General features: G+C 71.3%; 11 protein-coding genes and 1 pseudogene. 7 read left to right on the top strand and 5 right to left on the bottom strand.

The annotated features are described in order from the left end of the window. Window positions 1-123: 123 nt before the first annotated feature. From AC067M_RS21305 to AC067M_RS21290, 4 genes and pseudogenes are all read right to left on the bottom strand, one after another. Window positions 124-2166, bottom strand: a complete 2043-nt coding sequence (locus tag AC067M_RS21305) for a M4 family metallopeptidase (RefSeq protein ID WP_478698576.1) — start codon at window positions 2164-2166, stop codon at window positions 124-126. 308 nt (window positions 2167-2474) lie between these two features. Next, window positions 2475-2929: pseudogene (locus AC067M_RS21300) on the bottom strand (ABC transporter ATP-binding protein); the annotation flags it as partial. Window positions 2930-3026: 97 nt separating this feature from the next. After that, window positions 3027-4901: an ABC transporter ATP-binding protein gene (locus AC067M_RS21295; RefSeq protein WP_478698575.1), complete on the bottom strand. Its 1875-nt coding sequence runs from the start codon at window positions 4899-4901 to the stop codon at window positions 3027-3029. Continuing rightward, window positions 4898-6802, bottom strand: coding sequence for an ABC transporter ATP-binding protein (locus AC067M_RS21290; RefSeq protein WP_478698574.1), 1905 nt, complete (start codon window positions 6800-6802; stop codon window positions 4898-4900). Before AC067M_RS21290 ends, AC067M_RS21295 begins: the two co-directional genes overlap by 4 nt. A gap of 199 nt (window positions 6803-7001) precedes the next feature. Here AC067M_RS21290 and AC067M_RS21285 point away from each other — a divergent pair, with 199 nt between their 5' ends. Genes AC067M_RS21285 through AC067M_RS21270 form a run of 4 tightly spaced genes read left to right on the top strand, consistent with a single transcriptional unit; the run spans window position 7002 to window position 10560 of the window. Beyond that, the gene (locus tag AC067M_RS21285) at window positions 7002-7907 is read left to right on the top strand and encodes an ABC transporter ATP-binding protein (RefSeq protein ID WP_478698573.1); all 906 of its coding nucleotides are present in this window, start codon (window positions 7002-7004) and stop codon (window positions 7905-7907) included. Next, window positions 7904-8638, top strand: coding sequence for an ABC transporter permease (locus AC067M_RS21280; RefSeq protein ID WP_478698572.1), 735 nt, complete (start codon window positions 7904-7906; stop codon window positions 8636-8638). The genes AC067M_RS21285 and AC067M_RS21280 overlap by 4 nt, the downstream gene beginning before the upstream one ends. Before the next feature lie 25 nt (window positions 8639-8663). Beyond that, complete coding sequence (locus AC067M_RS21275) at window positions 8664-9914, top strand: sensor histidine kinase (RefSeq protein ID WP_478698571.1); 1251 nt, start codon at window positions 8664-8666, stop codon at window positions 9912-9914. Beyond that, complete coding sequence (locus AC067M_RS21270; RefSeq protein WP_478698570.1) at window positions 9904-10560, top strand: response regulator; 657 nt, start codon at window positions 9904-9906, stop codon at window positions 10558-10560. The genes AC067M_RS21275 and AC067M_RS21270 overlap by 11 nt, the downstream gene beginning before the upstream one ends. A 5-nt stretch (window positions 10561-10565) precedes the next feature. Here AC067M_RS21270 and glgX read toward each other — a convergent pair whose 3' ends face one another. Continuing rightward, window positions 10566-12827, bottom strand: a complete 2262-nt coding sequence (gene glgX / locus AC067M_RS21265) for a glycogen debranching protein GlgX (RefSeq protein ID WP_478698569.1) — start codon at window positions 12825-12827, stop codon at window positions 10566-10568. Between the two features lie 177 nt (window positions 12828-13004). Here glgX and AC067M_RS21260 point away from each other — a divergent pair, with 177 nt between their 5' ends. The 3 genes from AC067M_RS21260 (at window position 13005) to AC067M_RS21250 (ending at window position 16525) form a co-directional block, all read left to right on the top strand. After that, window positions 13005-14249: a L,D-transpeptidase gene (locus AC067M_RS21260; RefSeq protein ID WP_478698568.1), complete on the top strand. Its 1245-nt coding sequence runs from the start codon at window positions 13005-13007 to the stop codon at window positions 14247-14249. Between the two features lie 185 nt (window positions 14250-14434). Next, window positions 14435-15682 carry a L,D-transpeptidase gene (locus AC067M_RS21255; protein WP_478698567.1) on the top strand — a complete coding sequence of 416 codons (1248 nt, stop codon included), beginning with the start codon at window positions 14435-14437 and terminating at the stop codon, window positions 15680-15682. 75 nt (window positions 15683-15757) lie between these two features. Next, a complete protein-coding gene (locus AC067M_RS21250) occupies window positions 15758-16525 on the top strand; it encodes an enoyl-CoA hydratase/isomerase family protein (RefSeq protein ID WP_478698566.1) in 768 nt (255 codons plus the stop codon). Window positions 16526-16816: the final 291 nt, after the last annotated feature.

Below are 16816 nucleotides of genomic sequence, written 5' to 3'. Positions count from 1 at the left end.
CCCCCCCCCCCCCCCCCCCCCCCCCCCCCCCCCCCCCCCCCCCCCCCCCCCCCCCCCCCCCCCCCCCCCCCCCCCCCCCCCCCCCCCCCCGCCCCTGTTCACGTGCTGCCGAAGGCGGCGGGCCTACGGGAAGGTGAGCTTCCAGCTGTTGATGTAGCCGGTGTCCTGGGCCGCGTTGTCCTGGACCCTCAACTTCCAGACACCGTTGGCTACCTCGGAGGAGGCGTTCACCGTGTACGTGGTGTCGAGGTTGTCCGAGCTCCCGCCGGTGCCGTACGCCTTCAGCGTGTACGCCGTGCCGTCGGGCGCGACGAGCTGCACCTGGAGGTCACCGATGTAGGTGTGCACGATGTCGACGCCGACCTGAAGGTTCGAGGGGGCGTTGCCCGTCTGTCCGGAGACGGTGACCGACGAGGTGACCGCCGCGCCGTTGTCCGGAATCGATACGTCGGCGGCGTTCTCGAAGGACGTGCCGCCGCCGCCACCGCCGTCGGAGCGCGAGCCGACCGCGACGCCCGCCCAAGCGTCCTGCACCGCCTTGTACTCGGCGGAGGTGGTGCCGTACAGCTCGCCCGCCACCGCGAGGGTGCCGGTGCGGGCGCCCGCGTAGTTGGTGGTGGAGGTGAACTTCGTGGTGAGCGCCTTGAACCAGATCTGCTCCGCCTTGGCGCGGCCGATGCCGGTCACCGGCAGGCCGTCCGAGGTGGACGAGTTGTAGGTGACACCGTTGATGGTCTTGGTGCCGCTGCCCTCGCTGAGCAGGTAGAAGAAGTGGTTGGCGGGGCCCGACGAGTAGTGCACGTCGAGGCCGCCCAGGCCGGAGTACCAGCTGTCCTTGGACGAGCCGTCCTTGCTGGGCTTGTCCATGTAGCGCAACGGGGTGCCGTCGCCGTTGATGTTGATCTCCTCGCCGATGAGGTAGTCACCGACGTCGGAGGGGTTGCCCGCGTAGAACTCGACCGCCGTGCCGAGGATGTCGGAGGTGGCCTCGTTCAGACCGCCCGACTCATTGGTGTAGTTCAGCTTGGCGGTGACCGAGGTCAGGCCGTGGGTCATCTCGTGACCGGCCACGTCGATCGACGTGAGCGGGTTGGCATTGCCCGAGCCGTCGCCGTACGTCATGCAGAAGCAGGCGTCGGACCAGAACGCGTTGACGTAGTTGCTGCCGTAGTGGACCCGGGAGTAGGCGCCCACGCCGTCGCCGCGGATACCGCTGCGGCCGTGCACGTTCTTGTAGTAGTCCCACGTCAGCGCGGCACCGTAGTGCGCGTCGGCGCCGGCCGACTCCAGGTTGGACGCCAGGCCGTTGCCCCAGACGTCGTCGGAGCCGGAGAAGAGCGTGCCGGTGCCGGAGGAGCCCCGGTTGAGGTTGTACGTCTTGTGGCCGCCGCGCGCGCCGTCGGTCAGGTTGTACGTCGACCCGGACTGCGTGGTGGTGAGGTCGACCGTGCCGGAGTACACCGTGTTGCCGGTGCCGGTCTCGATCGCCTCCCACTCGTAGAGCTTCTGGCCGGTGGTGGCATCGGTGATGACGTGCAGTTCCTGCGGGGTGCCGTCGTGCTGGAAGCCGCCGACGACCGTCTCGTACGCCAGGGTCGGCGTGCCGTTCGCAGCCCAGATCACCTTGCGGGGCGCGTTGTTGACGTCGGGGTTCTTGGCCTTCTCCGCCTTCGCGGCGCCCAGCGCCTGCTGCTCGGCCTTCGACGGGGCGACGGCCGGCTTCAGCGAGGCCACCTTGATCTGGGCGCGGGTGGCCTTGACGACGCCCTCGGTCTGTCCGGCCGGGGACGTCTCGACGACCAGGTCGCCGCCGAGCACCGGGAGGCCGTCGTAGGTGCGCTCGTACCGCGTGTGGACGGTGCCGTCGCGGTCCTTCAGCACGTCACGGACGACCAGCTTCTCCTTGGCGCCGAGGCCCAGCTGCTGCGCGGCCTTCGCCTTGCCGGCGTCCGCCTGGCGGAGCAGCTCGGCGCGCTGGGCCGGGGTGAGCTTCGCGGGCAGCGCGCCCGGGTCGGCCTTGCCCGCGGCCGACGGTGCCTTCGCCGGGGCTGCGGTGGCGGCGCCGCTCTGGACGGCGGCGGCCAGGAACGCGGCGACGCCGACGAGGGCGACGGCCGTGGCCTTGCGGGTGTGGGAGGTGCGTCTGTGGGAGGAACTGCTTGTCAACACTGACTCCTTCTGCGTGGCCGCGGGTCGCACGGCCAGGGGAGACCGAACGGCGGGTGGGCCGTCCGGGCAGAACAGGGCGTTACGCGGAACCAGGTGCGGGTGACCGTGTGGCGACACAGCGATGGACATGTGGGGTTGCTGTGAAGCGGCCGTGGGAAGCCTGGCACCGGATGGCGCTTGCTGTCAGGAGCGCGTCAAGAAGTTGGCCGGAAAGCCTCCGTTGACCGGATAGTCATGTTCGATATACGGGCCATTGGTTGCAAGAGGGGCGGGTTGCCGGGGAGTCGGGGTCGAGGTGGCCGGACTCAGCCCCCCGCCGACCGTTCTCCGTGCCAGGTGCGCCACAGCGCCGCGTACGCCCCGTCGGACGCCACCAGCTCGTCGTGCGTGGCGAGTTCGGTGAGGCGGCCCTCCTCCATCACGGCGACCCGGTCCGCGTCATGGGCGGTGTACAGCCGCTGGGCGATGGCGATGACGGTCCGGCCCTCCAGGACGGCGAGCAGCGCGCGCTCGGTGTGACGGGCGGTCGCCGGGTCGAGCAGGGCCGTTGCCTCGTCGAGGATCAGCGTGTGCGGGTCGGCCGGCGCCGCCCGCGCCAGGGCGAGTTGCTGCGCCTGCGAGCCGTCCGTGGCGCAGCCGTGCGGCCCCAGCTCGCTGTCCAGGCCGTCCGGCAGCTCGCGCCCCCAGTCGTCCGCGCCCCAGCCGTCCGCGCCCACGGCCGCGAGCGCGGCCCACGCACCTGCTCGTCGGTCGCGTCGGGCTACCGCGTCACCAGCCACCACAGATACCGGACCCCGCTCCGGGATCCGGGCGTGCCGGGATCCTCGTACGCGTCGATCAACGGTCCCTCCGCAGATTCACGCGAGACTGTCCCGCCAAGCCCGGTGCAGATCGGCGAACCGGCCGGTGCCCGCGATCAGTTCGGCCGGAGTGCCGTCCTCGACGATCCGGCCGTGCTCCATGACGAGCACCCGGTCGGCGATCTCCACGGTGGACAGCCGGTGCGCGATCACGACCGCCGTACGGCCGTTCAGCACGGTCGCCATCGCGCGCTGCACGGCCCGCTCCCCGGGGACGTCCAGCGAACTGGTCGCCTCGTCGAGGATCAGCACCGCCGGGTCGGCGAGCAACGCCCGGGCGAACGAGACGAGTTGACGCTGGCCCGCGGAAATACGGCCGCCCCGCTTGCGGACGTCCGTGTCGTAGCCGTCGGGCAGCGCGCTGATGAACTCGTGCGCGCCGATCGCCTTCGCCGCCCGCTCGATCTCCTCACGGCTCGCGTCCGGTCGCCCGATCGCGATGTTCTCGGCGACCGTGCCGGAGAACAGGAACGCCTCCTGCGTCACCATCACCACCCCGCGCCGCAGCTCCGGCACGGACAGCTCGCGCAGGTCGACCCCGTCGAGCAGCACCCGGCCCTCGGTGGGGTCGTAGAAGCGCGCGAGCAGCTTGGCCAGCGTGGACTTGCCCGCGCCCGTCGAACCGACGACTGCGACGGTCTGCCCGGCCGACAGGGTCAGCTCGAAGCGGGGGAGCACCTCGCCGCCCGTGCGGTACGCGAACCGGACGCCGTCGAAGACGACCTCACGGCCGGGCTGCTCGCCCGGCAGCGGCGGCAGCTCCTTCGGCGCCGACGGCTCCGGCACGGACGGCGTCTGCGCCAGCAGCCCCGCGATCTTCTCCAGCGAGGCCGCCGCCGACTGGTACGAGTTCAGGAACATGCCGAGCCGGTCAATCGGGTCGTACAACCGCCGCAGATACAGCACCGCCGCCGCCAGCACGCCCAGCTGCAGCGAGCCGTCCGCCACCCGGTACGCGCCCCACAGCACGATCGCCGCGACGGCCGTGTTGGCGACCAGCCGCGAGCAGACGACATAGCGCGCCATCTCCAGCAGGGCATCGCCGTTGGTCCGCTCATGATGCCGGTTCAGCACCCGGAACGCCTCGTCGTTGGCGTCCTCCCGGCGGAACGCCCGCACCGGCCGGATCCCGTTCATCGTCTCGACGAACTTGACGATCACCGCGGCGATCGCCGTCGACCGCTTCGTGTAGACCCGGCCGGCCCGCCGCCGGTACATCCGCACGAGCAGGTAGAGCGGCCCGAACGAGGCCACCGCCACCGCGCCCAGCCCCAGGTCCAGCCAGAGCAGCATGGCCGAGATGTAGACGAACGACAGGACGACGGTCACCAGCTCCTGGAGGCCCTCGTTGAGCAGCTCGCGCAGCGACTCCACATCCGTCGTGGAGCGGGAGATGAGCCGGCCCGAGGTGTAGCGCTCGTGGAAGTCGACGCTCAGCGCCTGGGCATGGCGGAAGATCCGGCCGCGCAGGTCGAGCAGCACGTCCTGGTTGACGCGCGCGGAGGCGACGATGAACGCGTACTGGAGCCCGCCGGACGCCACCGCGCACAGCAGATAGCCCACCGCCACCGCGATCAGCGGACCGTTGTCGTGGGCCCGGAACGCCGGTACGGCCCGGTCGATGGCGTACGCCACCAGCAGCGGGCCCGCCTGGACGGCCGCCTGCTGGAGCAGCAGCAGGAGCGTGGTGACGGTGACGCGCGCCTTCATCGGGGCGAGCAGGGAGCGCAGGAGGGCGGAGGTGGCGCCGGGCGGGGTGGGCAGAACGTCGCGGTCGAAGGGGTCGCCGGCGGCGGAGCCCTGCTGAGGGTGGGGGAGTTCCTGGCCGTCGTCGGTGGAGGCAGGGGTGGTGGACGTGGTGGACGTGGTCATCGCTCGTCCTCCTGCTGACCGGCTTGCTCGCCGGACATGAGATGGGCGTACTCGGCGTTCGTGCGCAGCAGTTCCTGGTGGGTGCCGACGGCGACGATCCGGCCGCCCGACAGCAGGGCGACGCGGTCGGCGAGCAGCACGGTGGACGGACGGTGCGCCACGATCAGTGCCGTGGTGTCGGCGAGCACCCGGCGCAGGGCGGCCTCCACGGCGGCCTCCGTGTGGACGTCGAGCGCGGAGAGCGGGTCGTCCAGGACGAGGAAATCCGGCTTGCCCACGACGGCTCGGGCCAGCGCGAGGCGCTGCCGCTGACCGCCCGACAGGCTGAGGCCCTGCTCGCCGACCTGCGTCTCGGTCCCCTGCGGCAACGCGTACACGAAGTCCGCCTGCGCGACGCCGAGCGCCCGCTCCAACTCCTCTGTGCCGGCCGCGTCCCCGGCCCCCATCAGCACGTTCTCCCCGACACTCGCGGAGAAGAGGGTGGGCTCCTCGAACGCCACGGCGACACGGGCGCGCAGCGCCTGTCTCGGCATCGCGGTGATGTCCTCGCCGTTGAGGGTGATCCGCCCGGAGGTCACCTCGTGCAGGCGGGGCACGAGTGCGGTGAGCGTGGTCTTGCCGCTTCCGGTCGCACCGACGAGTGCCATGGACTCGCCGGGGCGGATGTGGAGGTCGACCCGGTCGAGGACGGGCGGGGAGCCGGAGGGGGCGTCGGGGTAGCGGAAGGTGACGTCGTCGAAGCACAAGCCCGTCACCCCGCGGGCAGTCGTGCCGCTGGGGCGATGGGGGTCCCCCCGCTCGAGCGAAGCCGGGAGCAGGGGAGGGTGGGCGCGGACGGCACCTCGCGGCGCCGAGTCGCGCGACCCACCCCCTGGCACCGCCCCCGGCCCACCAGAACCCGACGGCTCCTCCACCTCGACGTCCATCACCTCGAAGTACCGCTCCGTCGCCGTCGCCGCCTCCTGGCTCATCGCCAGCAGGAACCCGATCGAGTCCACCGGCCACCGCAGGGCCAGCGCCGTCGACAGGAACGCCACCAACGTGCCCGCCGACAACTGCCCGTCCGCGACCTGCACGGTCCCCAGCACCAGCGCCGCCCCGATGGCGACCTCGGGCAGCGTCACGATGACGCCCCAGATCGCCGCCAGCAGCCGCGCCTTGCGCAGCTCCGTGCCGCGCAACGTCCGCGACAGCTCACGGAACGCCCGTGCCTGGCTCCGGTGCCGGCCGAACCCCTTGATGATGCGGATGCCGAGCACGCTCTCCTCGACGACCGTCGTCAGATCGCCGACCTGGTCCTGTGCGCGCCGAGCCACCTGCGCGTACCGCTTCTCGAAGACCACGCAGGTCACCATCACCGGCACGGCGGGCCCCAGGATCACCAGCCCCAGCGTCCAGTCCTGCGCCAGCATGATCAGCACGCCGACGAGGATCGTCACCCCGTTGACCAGCAGGAACGTCAGCGGGAAGGCGAGGAACATGCGCAGCAGCATCAGATCCGTGGTGCCCCGGGACAACAGCTGCCCCGAGGCCCACCGGTCGTGGAAGGCCACCGGCAGCCGTTGCAGACGCCGGTAGAGGTCCGCCCGCATCTCCGCCTCGACGTGCGACAACGGCCGCGCCACCAGCCACCGCCGCGCCCCGAACAGCAGTGCCTCCGCGAACCCGAGCAGCAGCAGGTACAGCGCGCCGAGCCAGACGCCCGCCGGGTCCCTGCCTGCGACCGGGCCGTCGACCATCCACTTCAGGACGAGCGGGATCACCAGCCCCACACAGGATGCGACGACCGCCACGAACGCGGCGCTGAACAGCCGCACCCGCACGGGCCGTACGTACGGCCACAGGCGCAGCAACGTCCGTACGGCGGACCGGTCCTTGGTGGGTGCAGGTTTCGTCGGCATCACGGCGAGCCTACGGATCGGCACTGACGACGCCCACCGAGTTTCGGCCGGACCCCCCTCCTCCGTCGGTCCTACGACCTGCGCGTTCGGGGACCCGACCCGCTCGTCAAGTCGTACGCCCCCATCAACCGATCGGCGGATGCCGGAGCGAGCGCGTCGGCCGATGCGCGCCCCCCGCGCGTCTCGCGACCCTGGTGCCATGTCCGTCATCGAAGTCAGCGAACTGCGCAAGTCCTACGGCGGCCGCCCGGTCGTCGACGGCGTGTCCTTCACCGTCGAGGAGGGCGAGATCTTCGGTGTCCTCGGCCCCAACGGCGCCGGCAAGACCACCACCGTCGAGTGCGTCGAGGGCCTGCGCGTCGCCGACACGGGCCGCGTCCGTGTCACCGGCCTCGACCCCGTGGCCGACCACGCGCGGGTGGCCCGTGTCCTCGGCGCGCAGCTCCAGCAGAGCGAGCTCCAGCCCAAGCTCACCGTCCGCGAGGCGCTGGAGCTGTACGCCTCCTTCTACCCGAGCCCGCTCGACTGGGCGCCCCTCGCCGAACGCCTCGGCCTGACCGCCAGGCTGACCACCCGTTTCGCCCAGCTCTCCGGCGGCCAGAAGCAGCGCCTGTTCATCGCGCTCGCCCTGATCGGCAACCCGCGGATCGTCGTCCTGGACGAGCTGACGACCGGCCTGGACCCACGGGCCCGCCGGGACACCTGGGAGCTCATCGAGGACGTGCGGGCGGGCGGTGTCACGGTCCTCTTGGTCACCCACTTCATGGAGGAGGCCCAGCGCCTGTGCGACCGGATCGCGGTGATCGACAAGGGCCGGGTGGCCGCCCTGGACACCCCGGCCGGTCTCATCCGGCGCTCGGCGGGTGCCACCGTCATCAGCTTCACCCCGTCCGCCCCGCTGGACGACCGTGACCTGAACGCGCTCCCCGCGCTCGCGGCCATCGAGCACAAGGACGGCCGTATCACGCTCTCCGGCACGGACGAGACGGTCAACGCCGTCATCACCCTGCTCGCCCGCCACCACATCACCGCCCATCAGCTCCGCGTCCTGGACGCCACGCTCGACGACGCGTTCCTCGACCTGACGAAGGAGGCCGCGGTATGAGTACCGCCGTCCTGAAGACCGAGGTCCGCCTCTTCCGCCGTGAACCGGGCGCCCTCTTCTGGATCCTGCTGTTCCCGACCCTGCTGCTGGTGATCCTCGGGTCCATCCCGTCCTTCCGGGAGCACCAGGCCGATCTCGGCGGCCTGCGCACCGTCGACGTCTACGTCCCGGTGACGGTGCTGCTCGGCCTGATCGTCGGCGGTCTGCAGTCGATGCCGCAGACCCTCACCGGCTACCGCGAGCGCGGCATCCTGCGCCGGATGGCCGCCACACCGGTGCGTCCGTCCACCCTGCTCTTCGCGCACATCCTCGTGTACGGCGCCGCCTCCCTGGCGTCGGCGCTGCTCGCCCTCGCGGTGGGGCGGCTCCTCTTCGACGTACGGCTTCCCGAGCAGCCCTTCGGATACGTCCTCGCCCTGCTGTCGGCCGTCCTGGTCGCCCTCGCTCTCGGATCGGTGGTGTCGGCGCTGTCCCGTACGACGAAGATCGCGGGGGCGATCGGGTCCGTGGTGTTCTTCCCGTCGATGTTCTGCGCGGGTGTGTGGCTGCCGGTGCAGGAAATGCCGGACACCCTGGCCCGGATCGTGGGCTACACCCCCTTCGGGGCGGCCGCGCAGGCGCTGGACCGGGCGGCGGCGGGGCACTGGCCGGGGTGGAGCCACCTGGGAGTGCTGGTGGTGTGGATCCTGCTGCTGACGGGCGCGGCGAGCCGATGGTTCCGCTGGGAGTGAGCGGGCCGTGCCGGATACTGGTGCCGTGACGAGCACTGTGCCCCAGGCGCACCGGGCCTCCTTCGACAGTTGGGGGCCCTACGCGTTGCTGATGGCCGGTGTCGTCGCCGCGGCCCTCTCCGCTCGCGCGGTCGGCATGGGCCGGTCCGCGATGGCCGTCTCGGCGGCACTCGTGGCCGTGGCCGCCGTGCTGCAGGTGTGCTGGGGAAGGCTGAAGCGGAGGCGGCAGGGCCCGAGCCGGACCGGTGTCTGCCTCTACTTCCTGCGCTGGGCCCTCGGGTTCGTGCTGACCTGGCTCAACCCGTTCTTCGCCTTCTACGCCGTGGTCGGCTACTACACCGCCGCCCGGGAGCTGCCCCGCCGACTGGTGACGCCCGGTCTGCTCCTGACCGCCATCACCATGGCCGGCAGCGAGGTGGGCGGCATGCCGCCGCACGGGCTGCTCCTGTGGACCGGCTTCCTCCTCGTCCTGGTCGTCAACATGGGCCTGGTCAGCGTGTTCACCCGGTTCGCCGAGCAGGAACAGGAGCACGTCCGCGTCCAGGCAGAGACCATCGCCGAACTGGGCCGCACCAACACGGCGTTGCAACAGGCCCTCGACGAGAACGCCGCCCTGCACGCCCAACTCCTCGTACAGGCGCGGGAAGCCGGAGTCGCCGACGAACGCCGGCGGCTGGCCGCCGAGATCCACGACACCATCGCTCAGGGCCTGACCGGCATCATCGCCCAGCTCCAGGTCGTCGCGAACACACCGGACGAGGAGATGGCGCGGGAGCACGCGAGCCGTGCCATGGACCTGGCCCGCCACAGTCTCGGCGAGGCCCGCCGCTCCGTGCACAACCTCGCCCCCGTGGCGCTGGAGGACGACGGACTGCCCGAAGCCCTGAAGAAGACGGTCGCCGAATGGGGCGAACGGGTTGGCGTGCGCGCCGAGTTCACGGTCACCGGCACCGCGGAACAGCTGCACGGGGAACTCGCGGCCACCCTCCTGCGCATCGTCCAGGAGGCGCTGTCGAACGCCGCTCGCCACGCACGGGCGACCCGGGTCGGCGTCACCCTCTCCTTCATGGGCGACGAGGTCACCCTCGACATCCGCGACGACGGCACCGGCTTCGACCCCCTCGCCCTCCCACCCCGCACCCGCGCCGGCGGCTTCGGCCTCGACGGCATGCGCGCCCGCGCCGAACGCATCGCGGGCGCCCTCACCGTCGAGTCCGAGCCGGGCCACGGCACGGCCCTGTCGGCTCGCGTACCGTTGGTCCGCCATGACAGATGACGTGACCGAAGACGCGCGGATCTCCCTGCTGATCGTCGACGACCATCCCGTCGTACGCGACGGTCTGCGCGGCATGTTCGCGTCCGCGGCCGGGTTCACGGTCCTCGGCGAGGCGTCCGACGGCGTCGAGGCGGTCGAACGGGCCACCGCCCTCGACCCGGACGTGATCCTCATGGACCTGCGCATGCCGGGCGGCGGCGGAGTCGCGGCGATCGCCGAACTGACGCGCCGCCGCGCCCGCGCGAAGGTCCTCGTCCTCACCACGTACGACACCGACTCCGACACCCTGCCCGCGATCGAGGCGGGCGCCACCGGCTACCTGCTGAAGGACGCCCCGCGCGACGACCTCTTCACCGCCGTCCGCGCGGCCGCGCAGGGCCGCACGGTCCTCTCCCCGGCGATCGCCTCCCGTCTGGTCTCCGCGGTCCGTACGCCCAGGGCCCCCGGCAACGAGCCCCTCTCCGCGCGCGAGCGGGAGGTCCTGGGGCTCGTCGCCAAGGGCACGCCCAACCGGGAGATCGCCCGCGAGCTGTTCATCAGCGAGGCGACCGTGAAGACCCACCTCACCCACCTGTACGGCAAGTTGGGCGTCAAGGACCGGGCGGCGGCGGTGGCGGTTGCGTACGAGCGGGGGATCCTGGGCTGACCGGGTCAGCCGGCCACCCGCAACAGCAGCACCGCCCGGGCCGGCACCGTGATCGCCGCCCCCGCCCGGTGCTCCACGCCCGGCGCCTCGGCCTGCTCCTCCTGTGACGTGTCGACGATCACCTCGTACCGGTCCGCCCACGGCGGCCCCGGCAGCACGAAGCTCACCGGACGGTCCCCGGCGTGCAGCACCGCGAGGAAGCTGTCGTCGAGGATCGCCTGACCGCGCTCGTCCCGGCCGGGGATGTCCCGCCCGGACAGGTACATCCCGAGCGTCGCCGCCGGCGCGTACCAGTCCCGTTCCGTCATCTCTGAGCCCCGCGAGGTGAACCACGCGAGGTCCCGCAGCCCGTCCGCCGAGTGCGCCCGCCCGGAGAAGAACGCCCGGCGGCGCAGCACGGGGTGGCGGTGGCGCAGCGCGATCAGCCGGGAGGTGAGATCGAACAGCGCCTTCCAGCCCGGCTCCTCAAGGAGCCCCCAGTCCAGCCAGCTGATCTCGTTGTCCTGGCAGTACGCGTTGTTGTTGCCCCCCTGGGTGCGCCCCAGTTCGTCGCCCGCGACCAGCATCGGCACACCGGTCGACAGGAGCAGCGTGGTCAGGAGATTCCTGAGCTGCCGCCGCCGCAGCGCCCGTATGCGCTCGTCGTCCGTCTCCCCCTCGGCGCCGCTGTTCCACGACCGGTTGTCGTCCGTGCCGTCCCGGTTGCCCTCGCCGTTGGCCTCGTTGTGCTTGTGCTCGTAGGACACCAGGTCGCGCAGGGTGAAACCGTCGTGCGCGGTGACGAAGTTGACCGAGGCGTACGGACGCCGGCCGCCCCAGGCGTACAGGTCACTGGAGCCGGACAGCCGGTAGCCCATCTCCCGCACGTCGGGCAGGGCGTGCCGCCAGAAGTCGCGCACGGCGTTGCGGTAGCGGTCGTTCCACTCCGTCCACAGGGGCGGGAAGGCGCCCACCTGGTAGCCGCCGGAGCCCACGTCCCACGGCTCGGCGATCAGCTTCACCCGCCGCAGTACCGGATCCTGGGCGATGACGGCGAGGAACGGCGAGAGCATGTCGACGTCGTGCATGGAGCGGGCCAGCGCGGCCGCCAGGTCGAAGCGGAAGCCGTCCACGCCCATCTCCGTCACCCAGTAGCGCAGCGAGTCGGTGATCAGACGCAGCACGTGCGGCTGGACCACGTGCAAAGTGTTCCCGCAGCCCGTGTAGTCGGCGTAGCGGCGGGAGTCCGACTGGAGGCGGTAGTAACCGCGGTTGTCGATGCCCTTCAGCGACAGCGTGGGGCCCAGCTCGCCCGCCTCCGCGGTGTGGTTGTAGACCACGTCGAGGACGACCTCGATTCCGGCGTCGTGCAGGGCCCGCACCATCCGCTTGAACTCGCCGACCTGCTGCCCCGTCGTCCCGGAGGCGGCGTACGCGGCGTGCGGGGCGAAGTAGCCGATGGAGTTGTAGCCCCAGTAGTTGCGCAGGCCCCGGCGCAGCAGGTGGTCCTCGTGCGCGAACTGGTGCACCGGCAGCAGCTCGACGGCCGTCACGCCCAGCTTCACCAGGTGCTCGATCGCCGCCGGGTGCGCCAGACCGGCGTACGTGCCGCGCAGCTCCTCGGGTATGCCGGGATGCCGCTGGGTGAAGCCCCGCACATGCAGCTCGTAGATGACCGAGTCCGCCCAGGGCGTCTTGGGCCGACGGTCGTCCCGCCACTCGTCGTCGGGCGCGTCGTCGTGGACGACGACACCCTTCGGGACGTACGGCGCCGAGTCACGGTCGTCGCGCACGGTGTCGGCCACCTGCTGCTCGGGCCAGTCCCGCACGTGCCCGTACACCTCCGGCGGCAGCCGGCAGTAATCATTTCCCTCGGCGCCGTCCACCGCGCGCGCGTACGGGTCGAGGAGCAGCTTCGCCGGGTTCCAGCGGGCGCCGGTCCACGGGTCCCAGCGGCCGTGGACCCGGTAGCCGTAGCGCTGGCCCGGCATCACGCCGGGCACGAAGCCGTGCCAGATCTCGTGCGTCAGTTCGGAAAGGCGCGCCCGGGTCTCCCGCCCCTGCTCGTCGAACAGGCACAGCTCGACCGCCTCGGCCCCGCCCGCCCACAGCGCGAAGTTGGTGCCCGCGACCCCGTCCGGGCCGACCCGGAAGCGGGCGCCCAGCGGCATCGACGTACCCGGCCACACCGGCACGGCGGGCGGCGGGGCGGCGCGGCGCGCGCCGTTCACCACGACGGCGGGGCGCCCGCCCTCGGCCACCGCCTCCTGCTCGGCTGCGCTCGACACTGGTCGGCCTCCCGCGGCTCATGCGGCACGGGATGGGAAGGAGCGCACCACGTCGCCCTTTTCGCCGACTCGTTCGCACGGGCGCGGCTCCCCATCACGTCGTCCTTCCCACTGTTCTGCCCAGCACATGGGTCGCACTCACGTTTCCCTGGGGCAGGCCCGCTCGTTGGGGATCCCGTGAGGCGAGTTCAAGGGCGCGCACGGCGCGCGAGGGCCGTGCTGGCCGCCGTAATGACATGGGCAGGACTGCTGGCCGGGGCCGTCGGCTGCACCTCGGATCCCGGTGGGGGCGAGGCGGGCGGGGTGTTCGGCAAGGGTCCGGAGCCCGACGACGTCATCCAGGTCTCCCCGGACGACGGCAGGAAGGACGTGCGGCCCGACCGGGCGCTGCGCATCCGGGTGCCGGGCGGGAGCCTGGAGTCGGTGAAGGTCGTCAAGTCGCGTGACGCGCAGGACACCCCGGTGCCCGGGCGGATCTCCGCCGACGGCACCAGCTGGGAGCCGAACGAGAAACGGCTGGCGCTCGCCGCCCGGTACACGGTCGACGTGGTGGCCCTGGACGACGAGGGGCGCCGCTCGGCCCGGCACACCACTTTCACCACCCACGTCCCCGCCGAGCGCTTCATCGGGTACGTCAGCCCCGAGAACCGCTCCACCGTCGGCACCGGGATGATCGTCTCCCTGGAGTTCAACCGGGAGATCGCCGACCGCGCCGCCGTCGAACGCGCGGTGCGGGTCACCGCGAGGCCGGCCGTCGAGATCCGGCCGCACTGGTTCGGCACCTCCCGCCTGGACTTCCGCCCCGAGCGCTACTGGCAGCCCGGCACCCGCGTCACTGTCGCCCTGAACCTCCGGGACGTCGAAGGGGCGAAGGGCGTCTACGGCCTGCAGGAGAAGACGTTCTCCTTCACCGTCGGCCGCCACCAGGCCTCGCTCGTCGACGCGGCGAAGCACACCATGGAGGTGCGGCGGGACGGCGAGGTGCTCGCCACCGTGCCGATCACGGCCGGCGCCCCCAAGACGACGACGTACAACGGCAAGATGGTCGTCACCGAGATGCTCGAGCTGACCCGGATGAACGGCGCCACGGTCGGCTTCAAGAAGAAGAACGGCAAGGGCGAGTACGACATCCCGGACGTCCCGCACGCCATGCGGCTCACCGACTCCGGCACCTTCCTGCACGGCAACTACTGGGCGCCGGACGTCTTCGGCCGGGTCAACGTCAGCCACGGCTGCGTCGGCCTGCGGGACGTCAAGGGCGGCAGCGCGGACACGCCCGCGGGCTGGTTCTTCGACCGCAGCCTCATCGGGGACGTCATCGAGGTCGTCAACAGCAAGGACAAACAGGTCGCTCCCGACAACGGGCTCGGAGGCTGGAATATGGGCTGGAACGAGTGGAAGGCGGGCAGTGCGCTGAAGTGATCCGACAGGGGGGTGGGTTACACGAACTTTCTGATCAAGTTGGGACTGAACAGTGACAATCATGAGCCGCCGGGGCCCCTGACCTTGTGGTTAATATGCGCCAGGGCCGTCGCGGTGGTGGCGGCCAGGCGCGCGGGGGCGCGCCGGCGTGTGGGCCTGAGGGCCCGGGGGAGGGGAGAACGGACTTGAACGTGCGACCGATATCGGGGGCGTCGGTTGACGCACGCGTACCTGGCCGCAGCAGGAGGGTGTCGGCGCTGATACTCGGCGCCCTGCTGCTCGGGGTCACCGCGTGCGGCGGGGGGGACTCGGACTCGGGATCCGGCGGGGCGAAGGGCAAGGACAAGGACGCGGCCGCCGCGCAGAGCAAGCAGTCGGAGGCGGTCGTCACGATCGCCCCGAAGGACGGCACCAAGGCCGTCGACACCAGCGGTGCCCTGAAGATCAGCGCCGCGAAGGGGAAGCTGACCGAGGTCGAGGTCAAGGACGACAAGGGCGAGAAGGTCGACGGGAAGATATCCGCCGACGGCGCGGGCTGGACGCCGGCCACGCACCTGGCCGCCGCCACCACGTACAAGGTGCACGCGGTCGCCAAGGACTCCGAGGGCCGCACGGCCGCCGAGGACACCTCCTTCACGACCCTCACCCCGGAGAACACCTTCCTCGGCACCTTCACCCCGGAGGACGGCTCCACCGTCGGCGTCGGAATGCCGTTCTCCCTGCGCTTCACCCGGGGCATCACACACCCCGAGGACGTGGAGAAGGCCGTCAGGATCAAGACCGAGCCGGCCGTCGACGTCGAGGGCCACTGGTTCGGCAACGACCGCCTCGACTTCCGGCCCGAGAAGTACTGGAAGTCCGGCACCAAGGTCACCGTCGACCTCAACCTCGACGGCGTCGAGGGCCGTCCCGGCGTCTACGGCAAGCAGCACAAGACGGTCACCTTCACCATCGGCCGCGCGCAGGTCTCCGTCGTCGACGTCGACAAGCTCACGATGAAGGTCCAGCGGGACGGCAAGGTCATCAAGACCATCCCCGTCACCACCGGCAAGCCCGGCATGGAGACCTGGAACGGCCAGATGGTCATCAGCGAGAAGCTCAAGGTGACCCGCATGAACGGCGAGACGGTCGGCTACGGCGGCGAGTACGACATCAAGGACGTCCCGAACGCCATGCGCCTGACCACGTCCGGCACCTTCCTGCACGGCAACTACTGGGGTGGCGGCGCCTTCGGCAACTACAACGCCAGCCACGGCTGCATCGGCCTGCGCGACGTGCGCGGCGGCTACGACGGCGGCACCCCGGCGGCCTGGTTCTTCAACCACTCCATGGTCGGCGACGTGGTCGTCGTCAAGCACTCCAACGACCGGACGGTCGACCCGGACAACGGGCTGAACGGCTGGAACATGTCGTGGGAGAAGTGGAAGGCGTAACCCTTCCACGACTGCGGGCCCGGTGTGACCGACTCCACCGGGCCCGCAGTCGTTAGTGCCCGTTAACCTGCCCCCATGACCGTGAATCTCGAAGTCGCCGAAGGCGTCGGCACGCTGCGTCTCGACCGTCCGCCCATGAACGCGCTGGACATCGCCACCCAGGACCGCCTCAAGGAACTCGCCGAGGAGGCCACACGCCGCGACGACGTGCGCGCCGTGGTGGTCTACGGCGGTGAGAAGGTGTTCGCGGCGGGCGCGGACATCAAGGAGATGCAGGCCATGGATCACGCGGCGATGATCGCGCGCGCCCGGGCCCTGCAGGATTCGTTCACGGCCGTGGCCCGCATTCCCAAGCCGGTGGTCGCCGCCATCACGGGCTACGCGCTCGGCGGCGGCTGCGAACTCGCCCTCTGCGCCGACTACCGCATCGCCGCGGAAAACGCCAAGCTCGGCCAGCCGGAGATCCTGCTCGGCCTGATCCCCGGCGCCGGCGGCACCCAGCGCCTGTCCCGCCTGGTCGGCCCGTCCCGGGCGAAGGACCTGATCTTCACCGGGCGGATGGTCAAGGCCGACGAGGCGCTGACGCTGGGCCTGGTGGACCGGGTGGTCCCGGCCGGCGAGGTCTACGAGCAGGCGCACGCGTGGGCGGCGAAGCTGGCGCAGGGCCCCGCGATCGCGCTGCGCGCGGCGAAGGAGGCCATCGACACGGGCCTGGAGACGGACATCGAGACGGGCCTCGCGGTGGAACGGAACTGGTTCGCGGGCCTGTTCGCCACGGAGGACCGTGAGCGCGGGATGCGCAGTTTCGTCGAGGAGGGCCCGGGCAAGGCCAGGTTCCTCTGACTTCCTCTGACTTCCTCTGAGATCCTTCGGGTTTGTGAAAATCCGCCGGTTCACTTGCAATTGACGGCGTGTCTGATCCGGGTCCCTCGATGGGGCGGTTTATGGGAACCTTAAGGCGGCCTTAAGCCTGCCTTGTCGAGGGAGTTCGTCGATTGCCCCCAGTGGAGTCGTCGTCGCAGGTCAGCGGGGATTTACCCGGTTCCGAAATGCCGTTGGCGCATGTCGGCCGCATCGCCCGGAGCGGCGGTTTCCAGGGGGCGCATTCCCCCGGAACGGCCCCGGAGGGTACGC

The organism is Streptomyces sp. NPDC043427 (assembly GCF_056436655.1).
Note: the sequence above shows the minus strand (reverse complement) of the source record. Positions and strands in the feature narration are given on the sequence as shown.